At 52.1% G+C, this 23,295-nt stretch carries 21 protein-coding genes, 1 pseudogene and 1 CRISPR repeat array; of the genes and pseudogenes, 10 read left to right on the forward strand and 12 right to left on the reverse strand.

The features are described from left to right. Positions 1–112 precede the first annotated feature (112 nt). The 3 genes from rnc (at position 113) to FGL10_RS11895 (ending at position 2,069) form a co-directional block, all read left to right on the forward strand. Positions 113–832 carry a ribonuclease III gene (gene rnc / locus FGL10_RS00600; protein WP_013449307.1) on the forward strand — a complete coding sequence of 240 codons (720 nt, stop codon included), beginning with the start codon at positions 113–115 and terminating at the stop codon, positions 830–832. A 47-nt stretch (positions 833–879) separates the two neighbouring features. Then, positions 880–1,803 carry a GTPase Era gene (gene era / locus FGL10_RS00605; protein ID WP_025457366.1) on the forward strand — a complete coding sequence of 308 codons (924 nt, stop codon included), beginning with the start codon at positions 880–882 and terminating at the stop codon, positions 1,801–1,803. A gap of 116 nt (positions 1,804–1,919) precedes the next feature. Further along, positions 1,920–2,069: a hypothetical protein gene (locus FGL10_RS11895; RefSeq protein WP_155270577.1), complete on the forward strand. Its 150-nt coding sequence runs from the start codon at positions 1,920–1,922 to the stop codon at positions 2,067–2,069. A 97-nt stretch (positions 2,070–2,166) separates the two neighbouring features. Here the strand turns inward: FGL10_RS11895 and FGL10_RS00610 are convergent. Beyond that, positions 2,167–2,539, reverse strand: a pseudogene (locus FGL10_RS00610) (heme anaerobic degradation radical SAM methyltransferase ChuW/HutW); the annotation flags it as partial. A 383-nt stretch (positions 2,540–2,922) separates the two neighbouring features. Between FGL10_RS00610 and FGL10_RS00615 the strand changes: the two are divergent. From FGL10_RS00615 to FGL10_RS11900, 6 genes are all read left to right on the forward strand, one after another. Then, a complete protein-coding gene (locus tag FGL10_RS00615) occupies positions 2,923–3,576 on the forward strand; it encodes an IS1595 family transposase (RefSeq protein ID WP_036474973.1) in 654 nt (217 codons plus the stop codon). Positions 3,577–3,695: 119 nt separating this feature from the next. Continuing rightward, on the forward strand, positions 3,696–4,709 hold the full coding sequence (gene cas1c, locus FGL10_RS00620) for a type I-C CRISPR-associated endonuclease Cas1c (RefSeq protein ID WP_036470737.1): 1,014 nt from the start codon (positions 3,696–3,698) through the stop codon (positions 4,707–4,709). 54 nt (positions 4,710–4,763) lie between these two features. After that, complete coding sequence (gene cas2, locus FGL10_RS00625; RefSeq protein ID WP_003714710.1) at positions 4,764–5,057, forward strand: CRISPR-associated endonuclease Cas2; 294 nt, start codon at positions 4,764–4,766, stop codon at positions 5,055–5,057. A 189-nt stretch (positions 5,058–5,246) separates the two neighbouring features. Further along, positions 5,247–7,270: direct repeats of the CRISPR family, unit length 32 nt; unit sequence TCAGCCGCCTCTAGGCGGCTGTGTGTTGAAAC. Between the two features lie 235 nt (positions 7,271–7,505). Beyond that, a complete protein-coding gene (locus tag FGL10_RS00630; RefSeq protein WP_036470643.1) occupies positions 7,506–9,761 on the forward strand; it encodes a transferrin-binding protein-like solute binding protein in 2,256 nt (751 codons plus the stop codon). Next, positions 9,758–12,583: a lactoferrin/transferrin family TonB-dependent receptor gene (locus tag FGL10_RS00635; RefSeq protein WP_003711392.1), complete on the forward strand. Its 2,826-nt coding sequence runs from the start codon at positions 9,758–9,760 to the stop codon at positions 12,581–12,583. The genes FGL10_RS00630 and FGL10_RS00635 overlap by 4 nt, the downstream gene beginning before the upstream one ends. Positions 12,584–12,588: 5 nt before the next feature. Beyond that, positions 12,589–12,744, forward strand: coding sequence for a hypothetical protein (locus FGL10_RS11900; RefSeq protein ID WP_155270578.1), 156 nt, complete (start codon positions 12,589–12,591; stop codon positions 12,742–12,744). 1,639 nt (positions 12,745–14,383) lie between these two features. Here the strand turns inward: FGL10_RS11900 and FGL10_RS00665 are convergent. The 3 genes from FGL10_RS00665 to purF form a co-directional block, all read right to left on the reverse strand. Beyond that, the gene (locus FGL10_RS00665; RefSeq protein WP_003707880.1) at positions 14,384–15,010 is read right to left on the reverse strand and encodes a phosphoribosylanthranilate isomerase; all 627 of its coding nucleotides are present in this window, start codon (positions 15,008–15,010) and stop codon (positions 14,384–14,386) included. Positions 15,011–15,068: 58 nt separating this feature from the next. Beyond that, positions 15,069–15,560, reverse strand: a complete 492-nt coding sequence (gene greB, locus FGL10_RS00670) for a transcription elongation factor GreB (protein WP_003707882.1) — start codon at positions 15,558–15,560, stop codon at positions 15,069–15,071. 99 nt (positions 15,561–15,659) lie between these two features. Next, positions 15,660–17,204, reverse strand: a complete 1,545-nt coding sequence (gene purF / locus FGL10_RS00675) for an amidophosphoribosyltransferase (protein ID WP_003713816.1) — start codon at positions 17,202–17,204, stop codon at positions 15,660–15,662. Positions 17,205–17,350: 146 nt separating this feature from the next. Between purF and FGL10_RS00680 the strand changes: the two genes are divergently transcribed. Beyond that, positions 17,351–17,539: a hypothetical protein gene (locus FGL10_RS00680; protein ID WP_003707888.1), complete on the forward strand. Its 189-nt coding sequence runs from the start codon at positions 17,351–17,353 to the stop codon at positions 17,537–17,539. A gap of 70 nt (positions 17,540–17,609) precedes the next feature. Here FGL10_RS00680 and FGL10_RS00685 read toward each other — a convergent pair whose 3' ends face one another. The 8 genes from FGL10_RS00685 to FGL10_RS00720 form a co-directional block, all read right to left on the reverse strand. Then, positions 17,610–18,107 (reverse strand): CvpA family protein, encoded by a 498-nt coding sequence (locus FGL10_RS00685; RefSeq protein WP_003707891.1) that lies wholly within the window; start codon positions 18,105–18,107, stop codon positions 17,610–17,612. Continuing rightward, positions 18,100–19,182: a cell division protein FtsN gene (gene ftsN, locus FGL10_RS00690; RefSeq protein ID WP_003707893.1), complete on the reverse strand. Its 1,083-nt coding sequence runs from the start codon at positions 19,180–19,182 to the stop codon at positions 18,100–18,102. The genes FGL10_RS00685 and ftsN overlap by 8 nt, the downstream gene beginning before the upstream one ends. A 12-nt stretch (positions 19,183–19,194) precedes the next feature. Continuing rightward, positions 19,195–20,469, reverse strand: a complete 1,275-nt coding sequence (gene folC, locus FGL10_RS00695) for a bifunctional tetrahydrofolate synthase/dihydrofolate synthase (protein ID WP_036469381.1) — start codon at positions 20,467–20,469, stop codon at positions 19,195–19,197. A 31-nt stretch (positions 20,470–20,500) separates the two neighbouring features. Beyond that, positions 20,501–20,947, reverse strand: a complete 447-nt coding sequence (locus FGL10_RS00700) for a protein YgfX (protein ID WP_036474978.1) — start codon at positions 20,945–20,947, stop codon at positions 20,501–20,503. A gap of 4 nt (positions 20,948–20,951) precedes the next feature. Further along, positions 20,952–21,311 (reverse strand): hypothetical protein, encoded by a 360-nt coding sequence (locus FGL10_RS00705; protein WP_002214147.1) that lies wholly within the window; start codon positions 21,309–21,311, stop codon positions 20,952–20,954. 72 nt (positions 21,312–21,383) lie between these two features. Beyond that, positions 21,384–22,112, reverse strand: coding sequence for an amino acid ABC transporter ATP-binding protein (locus FGL10_RS00710; protein ID WP_003713803.1), 729 nt, complete (start codon positions 22,110–22,112; stop codon positions 21,384–21,386). 41 nt (positions 22,113–22,153) lie between these two features. Further along, positions 22,154–22,609, reverse strand: coding sequence for a hypothetical protein (locus tag FGL10_RS00715; protein ID WP_003707899.1), 456 nt, complete (start codon positions 22,607–22,609; stop codon positions 22,154–22,156). Between the two features lie 110 nt (positions 22,610–22,719). Next, on the reverse strand, positions 22,720–23,289 hold the full coding sequence (locus FGL10_RS00720; protein ID WP_003707901.1) for a nucleotidyltransferase family protein: 570 nt from the start codon (positions 23,287–23,289) through the stop codon (positions 22,720–22,722). Positions 23,290–23,295 lie beyond the last annotated feature (6 nt).

Here is a 23,295-nt window from a genome sequence, read left to right on the forward strand (position 1 = left end):
CGGCAGACGGCGGCGGTTTGGTGGTACAATGTGCGCCGTTTGCAGCCTTAAGGTGTTTCTGTATTTTTGGAGTATGGAAACGCATTCGGGCTGTTTTTTGCGGAAGACGGTAATGAAAGACGATGTTTTGAAACAGCAGGCACACGCGGCGATACAGAAGAAACTGGGCTACGCGTTCCGCGATATTTCGCTTTTGCGGCAGGCTTTGACGCACAGAAGCTGCCATACGAAACATAATGAACGGTTTGAGTTTGTCGGCGATTCGATTTTGAATTATACAGTGGCGCGGATGCTGTTTGACGCGTTTCCGAAGTTGACCGAGGGCGAGTTGTCGCGGTTGCGGGCGAGTTTGGTCAATGAGGGCGTGCTGGCGGAAATGGCGGCGGAAATGAATGTCGGCGACGGCCTGTACTTGGGGGCGGGCGAGTTGAAGAGCGGCGGCTTCAGACGGCCTTCGATACTGGCGGACGCGATGGAGGCGATGTTTGCGGCGGTCAGCTTCGATGCGGATTTCAACACGGCGGAAAAGGTGGTGCGCCATTTGTTTGCCGACCGCGTCCGGCGCGCCGATTTCCAAAATCAGGCAAAAGACGCGAAAACCGCGCTTCAGGAGGCGCTTCAGGCGCGCCGTTTCGCCTTGCCGAAATACCGTATCGAAGAGCAAATCGGCCATGCCAACGACAGTATGTTTGTGATTTCCTGCGATTTGGGCGAACTGGGTTTCGTATGCCGCGCCAAAGGGACGAGCCGCAAGGCGGCGGAGCAGGAAGCGGCGAAAGAGGCTTTGAAATGGCTGGAAGAGAAGCTGCCGCTGAAGAAGAAAAAGAAATAAGGCGGCGCGTAAATATGCTGTCTGAACATATGGATACGAAAGCGAATATGGATATTGAAACCTTCCTTGCAGGGGAACGCGCCGCCGACGGTTACCGTTGCGGCTTCGTAGCGATTGTCGGCCGTCCGAACGTGGGCAAATCAACGCTGATGAATCATCTAATCGGTCAGAAAATCAGCATCACCAGCAAAAAGGCGCAGACGACGCGCAACCGTGTAACGGGGATTTATACCGACGATACCGCGCAGTTCGTGTTTGTCGATACGCCCGGCTTTCAAACCGACCACCGCAACGCGCTCAACGACAGGCTGAATCAAAATGTTACCGAGGCGCTCGGCGGTGTGGATGCCGTGGTTTTCGTCGTGGAGGCGATGCGCTTTACCGATGCCGACCGCGTCGTGTTGAAACAACTGCCCAAACACACGCCGGTCATTTTAGTGGTCAACAAAATCGACAAGGACAAGGCGAAAGACCGTTACGCGCTGGAGGCGTTTGTTGCCCAAGTGCGCGCCGAATTTGAATTTGCGGCGGCGGAGGCGGTCAGTGCGAAACACGGATTGCGGATTGCCAACCTGTTGGAGCTGATTAAGCCGTATCTGCCCGAAAGCGTGCCGATGTATCCCGAAGATATGGTTACGGACAAATCGGCGCGTTTTTTAGCGATGGAAATCGTGCGTGAAAAATTGTTCCGCTATTTGGGCGAGGAATTGCCTTATGCGATGAACGTCGAAGTGGAGCAGTTTGAAGAGGAAGACGGTTTAAACCGCATCTATATCGCCGTTTTGGTCGACAAAGAAAGCCAAAAGGCGATTTTAATCGGTAAAGGCGGAGAACGTTTGAAGAAGATTTCCACCGAGGCGCGGTTGGATATGGAAAAACTGTTTGATACCAAAGTGTTTTTGAAGGTCTGGGTCAAAGTCAAATCCGGTTGGGCGGACGACATCCGCTTCCTGCGGGAACTGGGTTTGTAGTTTTTCTTGCCGAACTTTACGCAAATGCCGTCCGAACAGGTTTCAGACGGCATTTTGTTTGGCAGTTCAAAGGATGACGTTGCGCCGGTCGCTTTCAAAATAGCTGACGTGATGTTTTGCCGGCGGAAGATTTCGGGTACAACGGCAACAATGCCGCCTGCACCGCTTCAGACGGCATGCAGGCCCCGAGCAGCGCACATTATTCCGCCTTGTCCTCGAAAGAGGGCATAGAAGCTGCGGAAAAAATATCGGCAAATGCCGTCTGAAGTATGTTCAGACGGCATTTGCGTATTGGGACAGGTTCGGCCGGTTACGGAAAATATCTGTTCTGACGGCGTGTTCCGGTCGTCAATCAAAGCGGCGGCGGTAACACGCGCGTATCAGGCGCACCAAATCTCCGGTCGGCAAAGCGGTAGGCGTACCGCCGCCGAAATAGACGGCACGGATTTTGCCGCTTCCTTGACGGATTCCGGCTCCGCAATGATTTTGTCGGTGCAAACCCGGCTGCAGCCGCCTTTCCAAGCATTGCGGCAGAAGCCGCAGTGGTTGGCGCAAAACGGAATATGCGGATAAGCTAAAGCAGCTTCCCGCAAAACCGTTTCCGCCTGTTCCCGCCAAAGCTGCTGCCAACGCACGGACGGCACGGCAATCCGCCCCATACCGGCATCAACGCCCGGCGTTCGGGAAAAGCATCCGGTACGGCTTGGCTGACACCCGGTTTCATCCCTCTATTCATATCTATTTTAATTAAATAAAAGTTTATTACATTTTTAAATAAATACAGTGGATTATTTTGATTCATATCAATTAAATGAAAATTTTGTTGTAAGATAAACATTACGTTTGACGGGGTAGGGGCGGATACGGTTGCCAATCGGGTGGTCAATCCGGAATAGGAAATACAAGCCGCCGTTATTTCTGTTCATACAAGGACAGGAATAAGGCAAACCGAACTTCCTATATGTTCCGTATTTTGATGTCTGGAAAGATGTTTTGCCTATAATGGAATTTTGTTGCCCTTTAGATTTTCTTAAAATGCAGTTCGAAGGTGCTTTCCTTATCGGTTTCAATAAAATATTAGGGGCTGTACTAGATTAGCAGATATGTTACCCTCAAAGTATGAAGATAACACACTGCAAATTAAAGAAAAAAGTACAGAAAGAACTGCTCCGTTTTTTTGTGCTGGAAGTTACCGCCCGTTCTGCCGCCGATATTTTGGGTATCCATCCCAATTCGGCAGCACTGTTCTACCGTAAAATCCGCACGGTTATCAATTATCATTTGGCCTTGGCTGCCGATGAGGTTTTTGAGGGCCCTGTCGAGCTGGACGAAAGCTATTTCGGCGGACGGCGTAAAGGCAGACGTGGTCGCGGTGCGGCAGGAAAAGTGGTTGTCTTCAGCATTCTGAAACGCAACGGACGGGTCTATACCGTTATCGTAGATAATGCCAAGTCTGAAACGTTACTCCCTGTCATCAAAAAGAAAATCATGCCGGACAGTATTGTTTATACCGATAGTCTGAGCAGCTACGACAAGTTGGACGTGAGCGGTTTTATCCATTACCGTATCAACCATTCCAAGGAATTTGCAGACCGTCAAAACCACATTAACGGCATTGAGAACTTTTGGAATCAGTCAAAACGCGTCTTGCGAAAATACAACGGAATCGATCGTAAATCTTTCCCGCTGTTCTTGAAAGAATGCGAATTTCGATTTAACTTCGGCACACCGTCCCGGCAGCTAAAAATCCTACGGGATTGGTGTGGAATTTAGGGCTAATCTAGTACAGCCCCAAATATTATCAGTTGTCGGTGCTTTCGACATTGCATCGGCAGATTTCACCCGTCCCAAACCATCTGTTTAGAAATGCAATAAAAATGAAGGAGTACCTTATGCGCAAACTGCAAAACACGCTGTATATCACCACGCAAGGCAGCTATCTGCATAAGGAGCGGGAAACGCTGGTGGTGGAGCAGGAACGTAAGAAGGTGGCGCAATTGCCGGTGCATTCCATCGGGCATATTTTCTGTTTCGGCAACGTGCTGGTGTCGCCGTTTTTGCTGGGGTTTTGCGGCGAGAATAATGTGAATCTGGCGTTTTTTACCGAAAACGGACGTTTCTTGGGGCGGTTGCAGGGGCGGCAAAGCGGCAATGTGCTGCTGCGTCGGGCGCAGTATCGGATGTCGGAACAAAATCCCGTGCCGATTGCGCGCAATATCATCGCGGCGAAGATTCAAGCAGGCAAACGGGTGCTTCAGCGGCAGATTCGCAACCACGGCGGCAATGCGGACATTCAGACGGCGGTTGCCGCGCTGAATTTCTCTTTGCAGCAGTTGAAACGGGCAGACAGTTTGGATTTGATACGCGGGATTGAAGGAGATGCGGCGGCACGTTACTTCGGCGTGTTCGGGCAGTTGGTTAAGGCAGAAAGCGGGTTTGCTTTTGACGGAAGAAACCGTCGCCCGCCAAGAGATGGTGTCAATGCGCTGCTTTCTTTCCTATACAGTATTTTGGGCAAGGACATCAGCGGTGCGTTGCAAGGCGTGGGGCTGGACCCGCAGGTGGGTTTTCTGCACGCCGACCGACCCGGGCGCGACAGCCTTGCACAGGATATTTTGGAAGAGTTCCGCGCGTGGTGGGCGGACAGGCTGGTACTGTCGCTGATTAACCGCGGGCAAATCAAGCCGCAGGATTTTGTCGTCGGGGCAAGCGGGGCAGTGAGCTTAAAAGCCGATGCGCGCAAACTTTTGTTCCAGTCTTTGCAGGCGAAAAAGCAGGAAAAAATCACCCATCCGTTTTTGGGCGAAGAAGTGGAAATCGGTTTGCTGCCTTATATTCAAGCTATGCTTTTGGCGCGGCATCTGCGCGGAGATTTGGCGGCATATCCGCCGTTTTTGATGAGGTAGCCGGGTATGCCGTCTGAACGCAACCGGCTTCAGACGGCATGGAGGGACAAGAAAATGCTGATGTTGATAACTTATGATATTTCGTTGGAAAATGCCGAAGGGCAGGCAAGGCTGCGGCGCGTAGCGAAACTGTGCCAAGACTACGGCGTGCGCGTGCAGTATTCCGTGTTCGAATGCGACATCGCACCCGACCAATGGGTAGTTTTAAAAGACAAACTTTTAAAAACCTACAACCCCGAAACAGACAGCCTGCGCTTTTACCACCTGGGCAGCAAATGGCGGCGCAAAGTGGAGCATCACGGCGCAAAACCGGCGGTCGATATATTTAAGGACACGCTGATTGTGTGAATCGCCAACCTGTTGTTCCCATAAAAATGCGGCAGGGTTGGCGAATCTGGGTTGTTCTTTAACAATCAGGATATTGCAAATGTGGATATGGCGGATAAGGCTGTGCTATACTCATGTTTGTGCTTTTTTCGGGAGTTTGGCGAAGTCGGGGCTGCGAAGCCTGATGTAGTAAGGCTTTCGGAAGAGGCTTCAGCCGCCTCTAGGCGGCTGTGTGTTGAAACCAGAAAAAAGAGAAATAATCAATAACATTTTCAAGTCAGCCGCCTCTAGGCGGCTGTGTGTTGAAACAGTAGTAGAGCTGCCAAATGCGTTGCCTTGGGAGCTCAGCCGCCTCTAGGCGGCTGTGTGTTGAAACTTAGGGACGAAATATATAAGATACTACTTTAATTTCAGCCGCCTCTAGGCGGCTGTGTGTTGAAACAATTTTAGCCGCCCCGCAAACCTAGAGGAGCAAGCTCAGCCGCCTCTAGGCGGCTGTGTGTTGAAACTATAGATTGGTTGTCATTCACGATGCACGAAGATTCAGCCGCCTCTAGGCGGCTGTGTGTTGAAACCGCCAGCAGTTCGGTGGCGCGTTGCTCAATACGGGTCAGCCGCCTCTAGGCGGCTGTGTGTTGAAACCCGCCACAAATACCACCACCGCCTCGCTGCCCACTCAGCCGCCTCTAGGCGGCTGTGTGTTGAAACAACGAAATCAACAATTATCTCGGCGGCTTTGGTATCAGCCGCCTCTAGGCGGCTGTGTGTTGAAACTTTGCCAGTCAAACAATGTTGGCAGTGGTGGGCGTCAGCCGCCTCTAGGCGGCTGTGTGTTGAAACCGGCGCGGGAATGGGTGCCGGGCGGAAATATTTGTCAGCCGCCTCTAGGCGGCTGTGTGTTGAAACGTATTGAAGAAACCGGTTACAGATACGCAGCAAACTCAGCCGCCTCTAGGCGGCTGTGTGTTGAAACCATGAAAAAACCTTTTTCGATAAATACGGCGTTCTCAGCCGCCTCTAGGCGGCTGTGTGTTGAAACTAGCACTAGAAGTTGATTTAAGCGTCTTTAAAGGCTCAGCCGCCTCTAGGCGGCTGTGTGTTGAAACGATACGGGGGCGGTAGTCGTCCTCTGTTAAATAGGTCAGCCGCCTCTAGGCGGCTGTGTGTTGAAACAGCGCAGCCGTAGTCAACGCAGCGGCAGCCAAGGTCAGCCGCCTCTAGGCGGCTGTGTGTTGAAACATCAAGCCCTATATCCAAGAAACAATAAACCACTTCAGCCGCCTCTAGGCGGCTGTGTGTTGAAACACACATGCAAAGCAGCTTGTAGCCTATCTAGGACTCAGCCGCCTCTAGGCGGCTGTGTGTTGAAACAAAAAACCATACCGACCCCCACGGCGCAGCAGGAATCAGCCGCCTCTAGGCGGCTGTGTGTTGAAACAGTTGACGGCGTATGCCCCGAACCTAAAAGCGTATCAGCCGCCTCTAGGCGGCTGTGTGTTGAAACCTTGTCTTAATAGTAACAACTGCATTGAGACCGTATCAGCCGCCTCTAGGCGGCTGTGTGTTGAAACTTTTTGAACAACGTTTTAAAAACAACAGAGCAGGATCAGCCGCCTCTAGGCGGCTGTGTGTTGAAACCGTCTTCGCCGCGCTGAAAAACGCTTATTTCGCCTCAGCCGCCTCTAGGCGGCTGTGTGTTGAAACCATAATCGGCGGTTTTGTTCGATGCTCCGCTTGGATCAGCCGCCTCTAGGCGGCTGTGTGTTGAAACGTTCCGTGGTCGGCAATCTGTCCCTGATTGTAGATCAGCCGCCTCTAGGCGGCTGTGTGTTGAAACGTCCCATTTATAGTCGGAATTTGTCCTATCATAGTCAGCCGCCTCTAGGCGGCTGTGTGTTGAAACAATAGATACAATCGAGCATCGGGGCGACGCATAATCAGCCGCCTCTAGGCGGCTGTGTGTTGAAACAACAAAACCAACCAACGAGTGTGCGGCATATCGGTCAGCCGCCTCTAGGCGGCTGTGTGTTGAAACAAAATAACCTTTGAAAGGCAGAAACATGAACAAGCTCAGCCGCCTCTAGGCGGCTGTGTGTTGAAACAGACGCACGCCCGAAGCATCAACGGCTTGGAGGCTCAGCCGCCTCTAGGCGGCTGTGTGTTGAAACCGACAGACGGGGAAGCACCGCCCCCCAGTGTCCCTCAGCCGCCTCTAGGCGGCTGTGTGTTGAAACGGCGAGGACGACATCCGCTTCCTGCGGGAACTGGGTTTGTAAACCTTTAAAGGACAATCTGATTCCCCTACGGCTTCAAACCCTGTCGGGGCCGACGCAAAAATGCCGTCTGAACTTGGTTTTAGACGGCATTTTGTTTTAATCGGGAATATCTTTGTTAAAAAACGGCTTGATGTTATCTGCACATATTAATATAATGATAATTATTATTAATCAAATATGGAAAATAGTAGGGATGTGTAAACCGAATTATGGCGGCATCGCCTTATTGCCCTTACTTTTGGCATCTTGTATCGGCGGCAATTTCGGCGTGCAGCCTGTTGCCGAACCAACGCCGACCGAGCAAACCCCGGCAGGTTTCAAACCGTCCAATCCTGCGGATAAGCCCGCTCCGGCTCCTGCCAAACCTTCTAAAGAAACCACGCCGGTCAACCAGCCCGCCGTTGGTGCGGCAATGCGGCTGCCAAGGCGGAATATCGCTTCCTATAAAAAAGACGGTACGGAAATTCCCGACAAGCATCAGGCAGAGGAGTATCTGCCGCTCAAAGAGGAGGATATCCTGTTTTTGGACGGTACGCCGCAAGAACAGGCCGATAAACTTAAAAAGAAAATCAACGAACGGTATCCTGATGTGAAGGTTATCACATCGCAAAAAGAAGAAGAAAAATATCAATATCAATTTGTCCGTGCGGGCTATGTGTTTACCAAGGCGGAAGGAAAGGAGAATGAAAAAGAAAAGACTTCTGATGGTAAGGAGTTTGTTAACCGATTTAGTTATGACGGTTTTGTATATTATTCCGGAGAACATCCTTCCCAATCTTTACCGAGCGCGGGAACGGTGCAATATTCCGGTAACTGGCAATATATGACCGATGCCAAACGTCATCGGACAGGTAAGGCGGTTTCCAGTATGGATTTGGGTTATACCACATATTATGGTAATGAAATTGGGGCAGCTTCTTATGAGGCTAGGGATGCCGACGACAGGGAAAAGCATCCTGCTGAATATACGGTTGATTTTGATAACAAAACCCTGAATGGCAAGCTGATTAAAAATCAGTATGTGCAAAATAAAAGTAATCCAAATGAGCCCAAAAAACCGCTGACCATTTACAACATTACCGCAACATTGGACGGCAACCGCTTTACCGGCAGTGCCAGTGTCAATCCTGATTTAGCGAAAAACCATGCCAATAAGGAGCATTTGTTTTTCCATACCAATGCTGATCAGCGGCTTGAGGGCGGTTTTTTCGGCGATAAGGGAGAAGAGCTTGCCGGACGGTTTATCAGTAACGACAACAGCGTATTTGGCGTATTCGCAGGCAAACAAAAAACAGACGCATCAGGCACAAATCCTGCTATGCCGTCTGGAAAACACACCAAAATCTTGGATTCTCTGAAAATTTCCGTTGACGAGGCAAGTGATAACAATCCCCGCCCGTTTGCCATTTCCTCTATGCCCGATCTTGGTCATCCCGACAAACTTCTTGTCGAAGGGCGTGAAATTCCTTTGGTAAACCAAGAACAAATCATCAATCTTGCCGACGGCAGGAAAATGACCGTCCGTGCTTGTTGCGATTTTCTGACCTATGTGAAACTCGGACGGATAAAAACCGACCGCCCGGCAAGTAAACCAAAGGCGCAGGATGAAGAGGAGGGCGAAGAGGATTCGAGTATTGATAAAGGCGAAGAAGGCGAAGACGAAATCGGCGATGAAGAAGGTAGCACGGAAGACGAAGCCGTAGAAGACGAAGGCAGCGAAGAAGACGAAGTTTCCGAAGATGATAACGGCGAAAACGAAGAAGCTGATGAAGAGGAAATCGAAGAAGAGGAGGGCGAAGAAGCTGAAGAATCCGAAGAAGAATCGCCGGCAGGAGAAGGCGGCGGCGGTTCAGACGGCATCCCGCACGTTCCGGAAGCCCCTAAAGGCAGGGACATCGACCTCTTTTTAAAAGGCATCCGCACGGCAGAAGCCGAGATTCCAAAAACCGGAACGGCGCATTATACCGGCACTTGGGAAGCGCGTATCGGCAAACCCATTCAATGGGATAATCAGGCGGATAAAGCGGCAAAAGCAGAGTTTGATGTTGATTTTGGCGGGAAATCGATTTCCGGAACGCTGACGGAGAAAAACGGTGTAGAACCTGCTTTCCATATTGAAAACGGCAAGATTGAGGGCAACGGTTTCTACGCAACAGCACGCACTCGGGATAACGGCATCAATCTTTCGGGAAATGGTTCGACCGACCCCAAAACCTTCCAAGCTAGTGATCTTCGTGTAGAAGGAGGATTTTACGGCCCGCAGGCGGCGGAATTGGGCGGCACTATTTTCAATAAGGATGAGAAATCTCTTGACATAACTGAAGATATTGAAAATGAAGTTGAAAATGAAGTTGAAGCTGGTGTTGGCGAACAGTTAGAACCTGAAGCTAAACCCCAATTCGGCGTGGTATTCGGCGCGAAGAAAGATAATAAAGAGGTGGAAAAATGAATAAGAAACACGGTTTTCCGCTTACTCTGACTGCCTTGGCCATTGCAACCGCTTTTCCGGCTTATGCGGCAAACCCTGAAACGGCGGCGCAAAGTCAATCATTGAAAGAGGTTACCGTCCGTGCCGCCAAAGTGGGACGGCGATCGAAAGAGGCGACCGGTTTGGGCAAAATCGTCAAAACGTCGGAAACGTTGAACAAAGAACAGGTACTCGGTATCCGCGACCTGACGCGCTACGATCCGGGCGTGGCGGTTGTCGAACAGGGCAACGGCGCGAGCGGCGGCTACTCGATACGCGGTGTGGATAAAAACCGTGTGGCGGTTTCGGTTGACGGCGTTGCCCAAATACAGGCGTTTACCGTGCAGGGATCGTTGAGCGGATACGGCGGACGCGGCGGCAGCGGTGCAATCAACGAAATCGAATATGAAAACATCAGCACGGTGGAAATCGACAAAGGCGCCGGTTCGTCCGATCACGGCAGCGGCGCACTCGGCGGCGCGGTCGCTTTCCGCACCAAAGAGGCGGCGGATTTGATTTCAGACGGAAAAAGCTGGGGAATACAGGCAAAAACCGCCTACGGCAGTAAAAACCGCCAATTTATGAAGTCGCTCGGCGCGGGTTTCAGCAAAGACGGTTGGGAAGGGCTGTTCATCCGAACCGAACGCCAAGGGCGGGAAACGCGCCCGCACGGCGATATTGCGGACGGGGTGGAATACGGCATAGACCGTTTGGATGCGTTCCGCCAGACATACGATATTCAGAATCCGAATAAAAAGGCGGAATATTTCCTGGCGGAGGGCGAGCGTGAACCCAAGCCCGTGGCAAAATTGGCGGGCAACGGGAAATATTTGAAAAACCAGCTCAACCGCTGGGTGGAAGAACGTAAGAAAAACAATCAGCCTTTAAGTGCAGAAGAAGAAGCGATGGTGCGGGAGGCGCAGGCGCGCCACGAAAACCTGTCCGCCCAATCGTACACGGGCGGCGGCAGGATATTGCCCGATCCGATGGATTACCGCAGCGGCTCTTGGCTTGCCAAGCTGGGCTACCGCTTCGGCGGCAGGCATTATGTCGGCGGCGTGTTTGAGGATACCAAACAGCGTTACGACATCCGCGATATGACGGAAAAACAGTATTACGGTACGGACGAGTCGAAAAAGTTTAGCGACAAGAGCGGGGTGTACGACGGCGACGATTTCCGCGACGGCTTGTATTTTGTGCCGAATATAGAAGAGTGGAAAGGCGATAAAAATTTGGTCAAGGGCATAGGTTTGAAATATTCCCGCACCAAATTTATCGACGAACATCACCGCCGCCGCCGTATGGGTTTGCTGTATCGTTATGAAAATGAGAAATACTCGGACAACTGGGCGGACAAGGCGGTGTTGTCGTTTGACAAACAGGGCGTGGCAACCGACAACAACGCGCTGAAGCTGAATTGCGCCGTGTATCCTTCCGTGGACAAATCCTGCCGCGCGTCGGCAGACAAACCGTATTCCTACGACAGCAGCGACCGTTTCCACTACCGCGAACAGCACAATGTTTTGAATGCCTCGTTTGAGAAGTCGCTGAAAAACAAATGGACGAAACACCATCTGACCTTGGGCTTCGGTTACGATGCTTCCAAAGCGGTCTCCCGTCCTGAACAGCTTTCCCACAATGCGGCAAGGATTTCGGAACACACGGGGGAGTACACCGACGACGATAAAGATAAGTACCGTTTGGGCAAGCCCGAAGTCGTCGAAGGGTCGGTCTGCGGCTACATCGAAACCCTGCGTTCCCGCAAATGCGTGCCAAGAAAAATCAACGGCAGCAATATCCACATTTCTTTGAACAATCGTTTTTCAATCGGCAAATATTTTGATTTCAGCTTGGGCGGCAGGTACGACCGGCAAAACTTTACCACGCGGGAAGAACTCGTCCGCAGCGGGCGGTATGTTAACCGTTCGTGGAACAGCGGCATCGTGTTCAAACCGAACCGGCATTTTTCTTTGTCTTACCGCGCCTCCAGCGGCTTCAGAACGCCCTCATTCCAAGAACTTTTCGGGATAGATATTTATCACGATTATCCGAAAGGCTGGCAGCGTCCCGCCCTGAAATCGGAAAAGGCAGCCAACCGCGAAATCGGTTTGCAGTGGAAGGGCGACTTCGGCTTTTTGGAAATCAGCAGCTTCCGCAACCGTTATACCGATATGATTGCCGTTGCCGATCAAAAAACCAAATTGCCGGATTCAACAGGACGATTGACAGAGATTGATATACGCGATTATTACAATGCCCAAAATATGTCGCTCCAAGGCATTAATATATTGGGAAAAATCGACTGGAACGGCGTGTACGGCAAACTGCCCGAAGGTTTGTACACGACTTTGGCGTACAACCGCATCAAACCGAAATCGGTATCCAACCGGCCGGACTTGTCCCTCCGCAGCTATGCTTTGGATGCGGTACAGCCGTCGCGTTATGTTTTGGGGTTCGGATACGACCAGCCCGAGGGGAAATGGGGCGCAAACATTATGCTGACCTATTCCAAAGGGAAAAACCCTGATGAACTTGCTTATCTGGCAGGCGATCAAAAACGATATTCGGCAGGAAGGGTTACGTCTTCTTGGAAAACGGCAGACGTTTCCGCTTATCTGAATCTGAAAAAACGGCTGACCTTGAGGGCGGCTATCTACAATATCGGCAACTACCGCTACGTTACTTGGGAATCCTTGCGCCAGACTGCGGAAAGCACGGCAAACCGACGCAGCGAAGACAGCAACTATGGAAGGTATGCCGCACCGGGCAGAAACTTCAGCCTCGCGCTTGAAATGAAGTTTTAAAGGAAATGCCGTCTGAAAGCTTGATCTGCACCCCAAAAGTCGGACTAAACCGCCAACTGATTAAGGTGCAGGTTTTTTTGATTCAATATAAACAAGATTTCCGTCGTCATTCCCGCGCAGGCGGGAATCTAGGTCTGTCGGTGCGGAAACTTATCGGGTAAAACGGTTTCTTGAGATTTTGCGTCCTAGATTCCCACTTTCGTGGGAATGACGGGATGCAGGTTTCCGTACGGATGGATTCGTCATTCCCGCGAAGGCGGGAATCTAGACATTCAATGCTAAAGCAATTTATCGGAAATGACTGAAACTCAAAAAACTGGATTCCCACTTTCGTGGGAATGACGAATTTCAGGTTGCTGTTTTTGGTTTTCCGTTTTTGTGAAAATAACAGGATTTTAGCTTGTGGGTCTTTACAGGAAAAAACAGAAACCGCTCCGCCGTCATTCCCGCGCAGGCGGGAATCCAGACATTCAATGCTAAGGCAATTTATCGGAAATGACTGAAACTCAAAAAACTGGATTCCCACTTTCGTGGGAATGACGAATTTCAGGTTGCTGTTTTTGATTTTCTGTTTTTGTGAAAATAACAGGATATTAGCTTGTGGGTATTTACCGGAAAAAACAGAAACCGCTCCGCCGTCATTCCCGCGCAGGCGGGAATCCAGACATTCAATGCTAAGGCAATTTATCGGAAATGACTGAAACTCAAAAAACTGGATTCCTACTTTCGTGGGAATGACGAATTTCAGGTTGCTGTTTTGGTTTTCTGTTTTTGTGAAAATAACAGGATTTTAGCTTGTGGGTATTTACCGGAAAAAACAGAAACCGCTCCGCCGTCATTCCCGCGTAGGCGGGAATCTAGACATTCAATGCTAAGGCAATTTATCGGGAATGACTGAAACTCAAAAAACTGGATTCCCACTTTCGTGGGAATGACGCGATTAGAGTTTCAAAATTTATTCTAAATAGCTGAAACTCAACGCACTGGATTCCCGCCTGCGCGGGAATGACGAAGTGGAAGTTACCTGAAACTTAAAACAAGCGAAACCGAACGAACCAGATTCCCACTTTCGTGGGAATGACGAATTTCAGGTTGCTGTTTTTGGTTTTCTGTTTTTGTGAAAATAACAGGGTTTTAGCTTGTGGGTATTTACCGGAAAAAACAGAAACCGCTCCGCCGTCATTCCCGCGCAGGCGGGAATCTAGACATTCAATGCTAAGGCAATTTATCGGAAATGACTGAAACTCAAAAAACTGGATTCCCACTTTCGTGGGAATGACGGGATGCAGGTTTCCGTATGGATGGATTCGTCATTCCCGCGCAGGCGGGAATCTAGACATTCAATGCTAAGGCAATTTACCGGAAATGACTGAAACTCAAAAAACTGGATTCCCACTTTCGTGGGAATGACGCGATTAGAGTTTCAAAATTTATTCTAAATAGCTGAAACTCAACGCACTGGATTCCCGCCTGCGCGGGAATGACGAAGTGGAAGTTACTCGAAACTTAAAACAAGCGAAACCGAACGAGCCGGATTCCCGCTTGCGCGGGAATGACGGGATTAGGTTTTCAAAATTCATCAGAAATTACTGATTTAATAACATAAATTTTTTAGATTATAGTGGATTAACAAAAATCAGGACAAGGCGACGAAGCCGCAGACAGTACAAATAGTACGGAACCGATTCACTTGGTGCTTCAGCACCTTAGAGAATCGTTCTCTTTGAGCTAAGGCGAGGCAACGCCGTACTGGTTTTTGTTAATCCACTATAAGTCATTCCGGCGGCAATTTTTGTTGCTTTAACGGGATAGGCGGTTGGCGGTTGCGATAAAGGCGGCAACTTTGGCGGGGTCTTTTTTGCCTTTAGACGCTTCCACGCCGCCGGATACGTCGACCGCTTCCGCTCCGGTGATGCGGATGGCTTCGTCGACGTTTTCAGGGGTCAGCCCGCCGGCAAGCACCCACGGTTTGCCCGAATATTCCGCTAACAGCGTCCAGTCGAAGCGGTGTCCGGTGCCGCCGTATTCCGAAGGGTGATAGGCATCGAACAGCAGTGCCTGAGCGTTGGGAAAACGGTGGGTGGCGTTTCGGATGTCTGATGCCGTCTGAACACGAATGGCCTTGATATAGGGGCGGTGGAACTGGCGGCAGAATACGTCGTCTTCGTCGCCGTGGAATTGGATGATGTGTATCGGCACTTCGGCAAGGATGCGGCGGATGTTTTGCGCGCTTTCGTTGACGAAAAGGGCGACAACGCTGACAAACGGCGGCAGTGCGGCGGCGATTTCTTTTGCGCGGGCAATATCGACGGCCCGGCTGCTGCCTTGGAAAAAGACCAGCCCGACGGCATCTGCACCTGCCGCTGCGGCGGCCGCTGCGTCTTCCGGTGTGGTGATGCCGCAGATTTTGGTGCGGATTTTCCTCATTCGGTATTCCTTTATTTGGGAAACGGCGCGTTTGTGCCGTTTCAGACGGCATTCTCGATCAGTCGATTTTGATGTATTCGACAGAAAGGATTTCAATTTCCTCACGCCCTTCCGGCGTGTTCAAAACCACTTCGTCGCCTTCACGCGCTTTAATCAGACAACGAGCCAACGGCGAAATCCAAGAAATTTTGTTTTGCGCGGTATCGATTTCATCGATGCCGACAATTTTGACGGTTTGCTCGCGCCCGTCGCCGCGCAACAGCCCGACCGTCGCGCCGAAAAACACTTGGTCGGTCGCTTCGCGCAATTCGGGATCGACGACGACGGCAGCTTCCAAACGCTTGGTCAGGAAACGGATGCGGCGGTCGATTTCGCGCATACGGCGTTTGCCGTAAAGATAGTCGCCGTTTTCGCTGCGGTCGCCGTTGCCTGCCGCCCAGTTGACGATTTGGACGATTTCGGGGCGTTCTTTGTTGACCAGCTGATACAGCTCGTCTTTCAATGCCTGCCAGCCGGTCGGCGTGATGTAGTTTTTGGTTTCGGTACTCATATTGCGTGCGGATGAAATGGGAAATGTGATGCCGATATGGGAAATGCCGTCTGAAAACCCAACGTTCGGATTTCAGACGGCATCGCGGTTTGGGAAGTCTTATTCTTCGTCGCCCGCATCGCTGATGCTGATGCTGTGTTCCATCCTGCTCGGGTGGATTTTCAGGCCGCCGCAGCCGGATTTCTCGGCGGACAGGCGGTCGAGGTAGGCATCATCGATGTCGCCGGTTTGATAAATGCCGTTGAAACAGGACGAATCGAAGGATTCGATTTTCGGATTGAGTGCTTTGACGACGGTTTCCAAATCGCCCAAGTCTTGAAACACGATGCCGTCCGCGCCGATTTCGGCGGCGATTTCCGCCGCGCTGCGCCCATTGGCAATCAACTCTTCGCGCGTGGGCATATCGATGCCGTACACATTGGGATAGCGCACTTCGGGCGCGGCGGAGGCGATATAGACTTTGCGCGCGCCCGCCGCGCGTACCATTTCGACGATTTCACGGCTGGTCGTACCGCGCACGATGGAGTCGTCCACCAGCAACACGCTTTTGCCTGCAAATTCGGTTTCCATCGGGCTGAGTTTTTGGCGCACGGATTTTTTACGCGTCGCCTGACCGGGCATAATAAAGGTGCGGCCAATATAGCGGTTTTTAATCAAACCCTCGCGGTAAGGCTTTTTGAGGTGGACGGCAAGCTCCATCGCGCTGGGGCGGCTGGTGTCGGGAATGGGCATCACGACGTCGATGTCGTCCACGGGCAGCTCGCGTTTGATTTTTTCCGCCAAGGACACGCCCATATCCAAGCGCGATTGGTAAACCGATACACCGTCAATCACAGAGTCGGGGCGGGCGAAATAGACGTATTCGAAAAGGCAGGGGCTGAGTTTGGCCTTATCGCTGCATTGGCGGGCGATGATTGTGCCGTCAAAGCCGACGAATACTGCTTCGCCCGGCCGGATGTCGCGTTCCAAATCGTAGGCAAGCGCGTTGAAGGCAACGGATTCGGAGGCGACGGCATAGGATTTTCTGCCTGCTTCGTCGGTTTGCGAACCCAATGCCAGCGGACGGATGCCGTAAGGATCGCGGAAGGCGACCATGCCGTAGCCCGCAATCATGGCAACCACGCCGTATGCGCCGCGCACCAGACGGTGGACTTCGGCAACAGCGTTGAAAATATTGTCGATATTGAGCCGGTGCGGATCGGCGTTTTTGGAGACTTCGCGGCGCAATTCGTGCGCGAAGACGTTGAGCAAAACTTCGGAATCGGAGCTGGTGTTGACGTGGCGCAGGTGTTTGTTGCACACGTTTTCATACAGTTCGGCAGTGTTGGTGAGGTTGCCGTTGTGCGCCAAAACGATGCCGAAAGGCGAGCTGACGTAGAAAGGCTGCGCTTCCGCGCTGCTGCCCGCGTTGCCCGCCGTGGGATAACGGACATGGGCGATGCCGGCGTTGCCGGTCAAATCGCGCATATTGCGCGTGCGGAACACTTCGCGCACCATTCCTTTGCCTTTGTGCATATGGAAGGTGCCGCCTTCGGCCGTTACAATGCCCGCCGCATCCTGCCCCCTGTGCTGCAACATCTGCAAACCGTCGTACAGAAGCTGGTTCACGGGTTCATGACTGACCAAACCTAATACGCCGCACATATCGTCTTCTCCGATTCGAGGTTTAAGGGTAAAACGGAATTATAAAGCAAACGGCGGTTTTTTGCCCGAATTGCCGACAATGCCCGATGAGGGGCGGGCAGGCGCGGTATGGCGGATAAAGCCGGGCCGGTTATGCGGGGCGGCGTGTGCGGCAGGGGAAATATTTCCCGCAAAAATGCCGTCTGAAGGCTTCAGACGGCATTTTTTACGCGGTTTCCGCCGCCGTGTGCGGGTCGCCCAAACCGCCTGCCGCCGCCTCGGCACGCTCCCACATCAAAGAGGGCGGCACGCGGTACACGGGGCATATCTTGGGCGGTTGCGTTTTTAATGTTTAAAACCCCGTCTTTGGCGGCGGCATCGGAAACCGGAATCAGCCTGATGCCGTCTGAAACGACCGCAGGGCAATCAATCGTCTTCCAAAGTTTCCGCCGTGCCGCCGCTATGGTTTAACACCGCTTCGGAAAGCGATACGAAAAACGGCAGGGTGTAAGATTGCCGCCATTCTTCCGTATCGGGGAGGTCGGTTTTGGAAGCGGGCATAACCAGCAGGGTAACGATCAATATCCCTTTTGCCGCACCGAACACGCCGCCCAAAATACGGTTGGCAAAGCCCAGACCGACCGCCGAAACTGCGCCGGTCAGCAGCGAACGGAGCATTTTCTGGATCAGACAGGCAATGACGAACAGGGAAATAAACGACAGAGCCAATGCAAACAGGCGGGGTTGGAACGAGGCAAAGGCGAGGTCGGCAAAGGGTGCGGCAAAGAGTTTGGCAAAAAAGAAGGCAATGACCCACGCCGCCAGCGAACCCGCTTCCGCAATCACGCCGCGCATCGCGGAAATGAGGATGCAGGCGGCAATGACGGCGGAGACGAGGAGGTCGGCAACGGGGAGGCTATTCATTCGTTACCTGGCCGGCGATACCGTGTACGCGCAATTTGTTCAAATCGCGTTCGGCATCCCTTGCGTTTTTATAGTTGCTTGATTTGACGCGGTAAACTTTGCCGTTGTCGGTCATAATTTCGGTAATGGTCGAATCGATGCCCGCCGCCTTCATTTTGCGCTGGAGGCTCAAGGCGCGTTCTTTTTCGGCATAACCTGCCTGAATGGCGGCTTTTTTGCCGGTTTTGTCGGATTTTTCTTTTTCGGCGGTTTTTCCTGGTCCGGCGGTTTTGGCTTTGTCCGCCTTGTCGGTTTTTTGCGCCGTTTCGTGTTTTTTGCCGTCCGAACTGTCTTTTTCAGCCGGTTTTTTGCTTTCTGCCTTATCGGATTTTTTCGGTTCTTTTACCGGCTTGTCGGATTTGGCCGTATCCGGTTTGGTTTTTTCGGCGGCAGTTTTCGGTTTGTCGGCAACTTTTTCGGCGGTTTTGGTTTCTTTGGCTTTGGGCTTGGCTTCGGCGGCGCGTTCCGCTTTTTGCGGTTTTGTTTCGGCAGTGCGTTTCGGTTTTTCAACCGCTGCCGTATCCGTACTGTCGGCAGTTGCCTGCGCTTTTTCGGCCGCGCCTTGTTTTGCCTCCGCCTGTGCGGTTGCGGCGGTTTCTTCCGGTTGCGGTTTTTCGGCGGCTTCTTGCGGTTGCGGTTTTGCGGATGCCTCCAAACCTTTGATATTGCTGTCGTCGAGCCGGTTGTTGATGATGACCAGCGGTGCGCCGATGTCTTCGGGTTCGCTGATTCCGCCGTCGTCGGCGGGTTTGCCCCCGCCTGCCGCGTCCTGCGGTTTGCCGGCGGCGGTTTCCCCGTTTCCGGCGGCGGATTTCAAAGCCGGGGCTTGTGCCGCGTTTGCCGTTTGGTTTTCCGTTGCGCCGGTTTCGCCGGCCTGCGGGGCAGGGTTGCTGTCGGCGGGATCGGAGCTGAGGGCGGCCGCCAGCAGGATGCAGGAGGCGGCAACCAGGCAGCTTGCCGTTACGAGGCGGCGGCGGTTGCGCCGTTTGAGTTGTTCGTAACCGGTCAGGACTTCGTTTTGTTTGTTTTCGGACATAGAAGTTTCCTTTTACAGTACCGACATCACGTCGGCAACGGTATGAAATGAGCCGAATACGACGATTCTGTCGTTTTCGCCCGCTTTTGAGGCTGCCGCCCGGTAGGCTTCGCGGACGGCGGCGAATGTCTGTATGTTTTCGATGCCGTGTTCGTGCAGTTTGTCTTGCAGGCTCTCGAGCGTCATTCCGCGCGGCACGTCCAAAGGTGCGATATACCATTCGTCAAACTGGTCTTTGACAATTTCCAACACGCCGCCTATGTCTTTGTCGGACAGCATACTGAACACGGCGGTGCGTTTTTGCGCAAACGCCAGATTCATCAGGCTGCGTCGCAGGGCGCGGGCGGCGTGGGGATTGTGTCCGACATCCAAAACGGTCAGCGGACGGCCGGGCAGGACTTGGAAGCGTCCGGGGTTTTCAACCAGCAACAAACCGCGCTTGATTGCACCAATGTCCGCCGGCAGTTTGCCGTTCAAGCATTCCAACACGGTCAGCGCGCAGGCGGCGTTGGAAAGCTGGTATGCGCCGCGCAATGCGGGGAAGGGCAGGGCATTGCGGTTGCGTGCGGGGCCGTCTGAATGCTGCGGCCGGAAGCGGTAGTTCCATTGGATGTTTTCCATCGCGTGAAACTCGAAATCGCGCTGTACCATCAGCAGTTTCGCGCCTATGGCTTCGGCGTGTGCGACCAACGATTCGGGCGCGGGGTTTTGACCGCAGATGGCGGGTTTGCCGCTACGGAATACGCCCGCTTTTTCAAAACCGACCTGTTCGACCGTATCGCCCAAAAACGCCTGATGATCCAAATCCACACTGGTAACCACCGCGCAATCGCCGTCGAACACATTAACCGCGTCCAAACGTCCGCCCAAGCCGACTTCCAATATCATTACATCGACTTGTTCGCGTATGAAGATGTCGACGGCCGCTAAGGCATTGAATTCAAAATAAGTCAGTGATATTTCACCGCGTGCGGTTTCGATGCGTTCGAAGGAAGCGGTGATTGTGTCGTCTGAAACCGGCTCGGCGTTGACGGCGATACGTTCGTTGTAACGCAATAAATGGGGGCTGGTTAATGTGCCGGTTTTGTAGCCCGCCTGTTTGTAAATCTGTGTCAGATAGGCGCAGACCGAGCCTTTGCCGTTTGTTCCCGCGACGACGACGACGGGGCATTGCGGCTCGAGCTTCATCCGTTTTTTCACTTCGCCTACGCGTTCCAAGCCTATATCGATCAAGCCGCCGCTGTGGGCGGTTTCCAAATGCGAGAGCCAGTCTTGCAGTGTTTTCATTGAGTGTTCCGTGTTCAAATGCCGTCTGAAATCAGCTTGGCGTATCGGTTTCGGCGGTTTTTTTCGGCTGCCGCCAAAGCACCCAGACTTTCAGCCTGCGGTAGGATTCCGAGTCCGCCATATCGGGGGTGATGCAGTGGCGGACGGTTTTGCCACCGGTGTCCCATTGTAAGAATAAGGCATAAGGCGTAACCATACTGCTGCCCGAAAGTGCCGCCGCCTTCGCTGTTTTTTCTTTGCCGGATATGATTTCCGCCCGTCCGTCGCGGTCGATAATGACGGCGGTAACGGCGCGGCGGTTTTTCAGGTTCGTTATCCGCAGCGAGTGGATGAAACTTGCAAGCAGCGCGGCAAGCCCGAACCACATCATCCGGCCGTAAAACCAAGTCAGGCAGACGGCAATGGAAGCCGAGTGGAGCGATACGGTCAGGATGTTCAGAATGCGGGACGGCTTCAATGCCGTCTGAAAGGCGCGCACGGCTTTACATCATATTGTCGAACACGGGCGTGATGTTCAAATCCGCTTCTTCCATGTCTAAAACCATATCGTGGATTTCGATGTCGAAAAATTCCCAAAACGCCTTCAGCCCCATATCTTGCGGCCATTTGTCCTTGTCGATGTCCCAGCCGGCGAGTTCGGCTTCAAAAATCTGCCGGTAGCGTTCGTCGAAGTAGGAAACGACGGCTTCCGGTTCGTCGAACTGCGGAACGAGGAAGACGGAACAGTTGGCACGAAGCTGCTCTATGGTCAGGTCGGGCATATTTTCGTCGGTGCTTTTGAGCCATTCCAAAAAGCGGACGGTCGGCTTGAGGACGACGGCGGTACGGTCAACAAAATACATGGTTTTCTTTCTCAATTATCTTGCGGTGTCGGGCTATGCCGTCTGAACGTTCAATTTTCAGACGGCATAGCATCAGTGGGTCATGACCTGCTGCAGGAATTGTTTGGCGCGTTCGTGTTTCGGGTTGGTAAAAAATGCTTCCGGCGTTTCGTCTTCGAGGATTTGCCCTTTATCGACAAAAAGCACCCGGTCGGCAACTTCGCGGGCAAAACCCATTTCGTGGGTTACGCACATCATCGTCATCCCGCTTTCCGCCAAGTCTTTCATCACTTTCAACACTTCGCCGACCATTTCGGGGTCGAGTGCGGAGGTCGGCTCGTCGAACAGCATCACGCGCGGTTCCATCGCCAGTCCGCGCGCAATCGCCACGCGCTGCTGCTGGCCGCCGGAAAGTTGGGACGGAAAAGCGTCTTTTTTGTGTACCAGCCCGACGCGTTCCAAAAGCTCCATTGCCTTTTTCTCCGCCTGTTCCGCATTTTGCCCCTTAACCTTCATCGGTGCGAGGGTAATGTTTTCCAACACGGTCAGGTGCGGGTAGAGGTTGAAGCCTTGGAATACGAAGCCGACTTCTTCGCGGATTTTGTTCAAATCGGTTTTGGGGTCGGCAACGTTGACGCCGTCCACCCAAATCTCGCCGCTTTCGATGCTTTCAAGCTGGTTGACGGTGCGGATGAGTGTGGATTTGCCGCTGCCCGAAGGCCCGCAGACGACGACCACTTCGCCTTTTTTGATTTCCAAGTTCACGCCGTTGATGACGTGCAGGTCTTTGAAATGTTTGTGTACGTTTTTGAATTTGATCATAGTGTCCATTCTTTTCAGGCAGTCTGAATCCGTCTGATCGATTAAGGGTAAAACTTATTCAAATCGGCAACCAATTTGGTTAACTCTTCCTGATTCGGCTTATTCATGCTCCGGTAAACTTTGACGTAGCCTTTGTCGTTTTTCATATTCACGACATAGATGACGAAACGTGTGCCGTTGAATCCTTTTTCCGCATCGCAGGTGTAGTACGTCACGCCCCCGCTTTCCGCTTTTTCCAGTACGCAGTCGTTTTTGCGGTAGCCTTGCTCCTTCGCTATCCAATCCCGCTCAAATGAAGCCCTGTACGCGTCCGGCACGCGGACTTGGTCGACCAATAAATCATGATCGGGATTTTGGGAATAACCGTAATGGAAAATGGCATTTGAACCCTTCAATTGTGCCTCCAGCATTTGATAACGCCGGTTTTGGAAAAACGCATCGTTCGGGTTCATGCAGGCAGTTAAAAGAAAAGTCAGGAGTGCGGCTGTGTATTTCATAGTTTGTTCACTCGGGCGGTTAAAGGAAAAGTCAGGAATACGGTTGTGTATTTTATGGTTTATTCTCTTATAAACAGTTATAAACGGTTTCAAGGCGGCTCGCCGGCAATTCAACGCACAAAATTCCGTTTGCACATCATATGGTTTTCAATATTGGCTTTGGCATCTTTTTCATCCCAAACCTGCAATTCCCACGGATAGTAGAAATTGCTGCTGTTTTTGAAATAAATGTGTATGCCGATATAGCCGCCGGCATCGCGCAAATACCGGTTTTTCAAGCCGTGTTCTGTTTTCCAGCCGTCAAGTTTTTTCAAAATTCCGACAACTGTTTCAGACGGCCAAATCAGCCGCGCGCCGAAAATATCGTTCAGGATGTTGTTGGCCGGATATTGGTTGTCGCGCGCCAAATAGCGGCTGATTTTATCATGTATGCCTTCTGCGGTTTTCACGCGGTAGAAAAAGTCTATGCCGCGCGTGTCGGCAAAGGCTAAATAATCGTTAACCGCTTCGTGCAAATTAAGGCGGTAAGACAAAATATGTTCGGTCGGAACGTTTTTGAGCGTGCGGCTCAAATTGATTTTCCGCACTTTGCCGGTTTCAAAATAATCCTGCGAATATTGTGCATGCAGGCGGTTGATTTCGCGGATTAAACGTTCGGTTTTTTGCAGGTTGCCTTCCATCGCCGC

This window comes from Neisseria lactamica, from assembly GCF_901482445.1.
Classification (GTDB): Bacteria; Pseudomonadota; Gammaproteobacteria; order Burkholderiales; family Neisseriaceae; genus Neisseria; species Neisseria lactamica.

Bases quoted from the DNA above. Each gene is read 5' to 3' on its own strand.
- rnc (WP_013449307.1), top strand. From the start codon at position 113: ATGAAAGACGATGTTTTGAAACAGCAGGCACACGCGGCGATACAGAAG.
- era (WP_025457366.1), top strand. From the start codon at position 880: ATGGATATTGAAACCTTCCTTGCAGGGGAACGCGCCGCCGACGGTTAC.
- FGL10_RS00615 (WP_036474973.1), top strand. From the start codon at position 2,923: ATGAAGATAACACACTGCAAATTAAAGAAAAAAGTACAGAAAGAACTG.
- cas1c (WP_036470737.1), top strand. From the start codon at position 3,696: ATGCGCAAACTGCAAAACACGCTGTATATCACCACGCAAGGCAGCTAT.
- cas2 (WP_003714710.1), top strand. From the start codon at position 4,764: ATGCTGATGTTGATAACTTATGATATTTCGTTGGAAAATGCCGAAGGG.
- FGL10_RS00630 (WP_036470643.1), top strand. From the start codon at position 7,506: ATGTGTAAACCGAATTATGGCGGCATCGCCTTATTGCCCTTACTTTTG.
- FGL10_RS00635 (WP_003711392.1), top strand. From the start codon at position 9,758: ATGAATAAGAAACACGGTTTTCCGCTTACTCTGACTGCCTTGGCCATT.
- FGL10_RS11900 (WP_155270578.1), top strand. From the start codon at position 12,589: ATGCCGTCTGAAAGCTTGATCTGCACCCCAAAAGTCGGACTAAACCGC.
- FGL10_RS00665 (WP_003707880.1), bottom strand. From the start codon at position 15,010: ATGAGGAAAATCCGCACCAAAATCTGCGGCATCACCACACCGGAAGAC.
- greB (WP_003707882.1), bottom strand. From the start codon at position 15,560: ATGAGTACCGAAACCAAAAACTACATCACGCCGACCGGCTGGCAGGCA.
- purF (WP_003713816.1), bottom strand. From the start codon at position 17,204: ATGTGCGGCGTATTAGGTTTGGTCAGTCATGAACCCGTGAACCAGCTT.
- FGL10_RS00685 (WP_003707891.1), bottom strand. From the start codon at position 18,107: ATGAATAGCCTCCCCGTTGCCGACCTCCTCGTCTCCGCCGTCATTGCC.
- ftsN (WP_003707893.1), bottom strand. From the start codon at position 19,182: ATGTCCGAAAACAAACAAAACGAAGTCCTGACCGGTTACGAACAACTC.
- folC (WP_036469381.1), bottom strand. From the start codon at position 20,469: ATGAAAACACTGCAAGACTGGCTCTCGCATTTGGAAACCGCCCACAGC.
- FGL10_RS00705 (WP_002214147.1), bottom strand. From the start codon at position 21,311: ATGTATTTTGTTGACCGTACCGCCGTCGTCCTCAAGCCGACCGTCCGC.
- FGL10_RS00710 (WP_003713803.1), bottom strand. From the start codon at position 22,112: ATGATCAAATTCAAAAACGTACACAAACATTTCAAAGACCTGCACGTC.
- FGL10_RS00715 (WP_003707899.1), bottom strand. From the start codon at position 22,609: ATGAAATACACAGCCGCACTCCTGACTTTTCTTTTAACTGCCTGCATG.
- FGL10_RS00720 (WP_003707901.1), bottom strand. From the start codon at position 23,289: ATGGAAGGCAACCTGCAAAAAACCGAACGTTTAATCCGCGAAATCAAC.